The organism is Paraliomyxa miuraensis, from assembly GCF_026337845.1.
Taxonomy (GTDB): Bacteria; Myxococcota_A; Polyangia; order Nannocystales; family Nannocystaceae; genus Paraliomyxa; species Paraliomyxa miuraensis.
The window spans coordinates 1-2,076 of record NZ_JAOVZF010000099.1 but is presented as its reverse complement, the minus strand read 5'-3'; the positions used below and the strand labels follow the sequence as shown (position 1 = coordinate 2,076).

The 2,076-nt window shown below is 68.2% G+C and carries 1 protein-coding gene; it reads left to right on the top strand.

The features are described 5' to 3' along the window. Positions 1 to 12: 12 nt before the first annotated feature. Positions 13 to 2,076, top strand: a 2,064-nt coding sequence (locus tag OEB96_RS00455; RefSeq protein ID WP_266213396.1) for an RHS repeat domain-containing protein, incomplete at its 3' end; no start/stop codon positions are given.

Here is a 2,076-nt window from a genome sequence, read left to right as displayed (position 1 = left end):
TTCGTGCGGGACGTGAGCTGCACGATCGACTGCGAGTTCAGGCCCAGCGAGCGCTTCCAGTGGCTCACGATCGAGCAGGAGCGCGATGGCCTGGGGACGATCGTCTCCTCCACGACCACCAACGACGCCGAGCAGCGGATCTACGAGGTCGATGCGATGCTCGACGATCAATCCGCGTGGATCGTGGGCCGTGCCGAGGCGTGGAGCGAGCAGAGCTGCGTGGGTGGTGGGTGTGTCGAGCGTGCTCACACCGCGACCTACGATCCGGCCACCGGGGCCGTCTCCAGCTCGACCTTTGCTCCCAACGACACGGTGGCGCGGCTTCACACCACCTACGCCTACGACGGCCGCGGCAACGTGGTCACCACCACCCTCGCCAACCTCCAAGGCGACATCCGCACCACCACCACCAAGTGGGACGCCGAGGGCGTGCATCCCGAGTCGATGATCAATGCGGCGGGGCACGAGAGCTGGGTGATCCACGAGCCCGGCACGGGGGTACCGATCGCCGAGGTCGCCGCCGACGGGGTGACTTGGGTGCATCGCTACGACGGCTTCCTGCGACCCACCCGGCACGAGCGACGCGTGTCGCCGATGGGACTGCCCGATGGGCACGTGACCACGATCGAGTACGAACTCGGTGGTCCGGTCCACGATGAGACGTTCCAGATCGAGTCGGCGCTGCGCGTGCGGACGACCGCACCCGATGGCCAGGAGCTCACCACCGACTACGGCGCCACCGGGCACGTGATGCAAGAGGCGTGGTGGGGCATGCAGGCGCTCGACGAGGTGCCCATCAACACCGGCGGCCCTGGGGATGAGGTCTACGTCAGCACGCTCTACGACGGGCGCGGTCGCGTGCATCGCCGAAGCCTCCCCACCTGGGTCTCGGAACAGCCGAGCGCCTACACCACCACGGAGTACGACGGCCTCGATCGGGTGACCGACGTCGAGCACCCCGACGGCGACCACGAGCACTTCGCCTACGGACTGCTGGCGAAGGGAGTGCAGACCGCCCACACGGACGAGAGCGGCGCAACCTCGCTGTTGCAGACGGACGCCGCCTCGCGGGTGGCCGTGAGCATCGATCCCCATGGGACGAGCACCTGCTTCGAGTACGGCGCCTTCGGTGTACTCGGCGAGGTCCGTCGGGACTGCACCGATCCGCAGACTTCCTGGGTCAGCACGTATGAGCACGACGTGGCGGGCCGGATCGTCACCGAGACCGATCCATCGTTCGGCACCCGAACCCGCGTCTACAACGGCTTTGGAGAGCTGCTCGAGCAAAGCGACGGTGCCGGCGAGGTCATCGAGTTCGAGTACGACGCCCTCGGCCGCGTGCTCGAGCGTCACGACGCCGACGGCGACACCACGCACACCTACGACGTCATCCGGCCCGGCCGGCTGCACACGAGCGAGGGCCCCGATGACATCTTGACCACCTACGGCTACGACGCCTCGGGGCGTCTGGACACGGTCACGGTGTCCGACCTCATGCTCACGGTGCCCGGGGCGCTGGAGCTGCACTTCGACTACGGGCTCGGCGACCGGCTGCAGACGCTGCACTACCCGTCGGTGGATGGAGACCCTGGCCTGCGCGCCGACTATGACTATGATGGCGCCGGCTATCTGCGCCGAGTCAGGGTTGGCGGTGCCACGGTGCTGTGGTCGGCACTCCAGGCCGACGAGGCCGGCCGTCTCGTGCGCGAGCGCTTCGGCAATGGCCTCGAGACCACCCGGACCTTCGAGCCGCTCACGGGCCTGCCCACCACCGTGCAGACGGCCAGTCCCGGCAACCTCGTCCAGAGCCTGGGCTACGACTGGCACCCGTGGGGCGAGCTCGAGCAGCGCTTCGACGTCGTGCATGGGCAGCAGGAGGCGTTCGAGCACGACGACCTGCGGCGGCTGACGCAGGCATCGGTCACCAGGACACTCGGCAGCAGCGTCGTCGACGTCTCGTACGACGACGTCGGCAACATCACCCACAAGACTGACGTGGGCAGCTACGTCTACGAGGACGGGCGGCTCTTCGCCTACGGCATCGGCGTGCCCGTGCTGATGGGCTACGACGCCCGC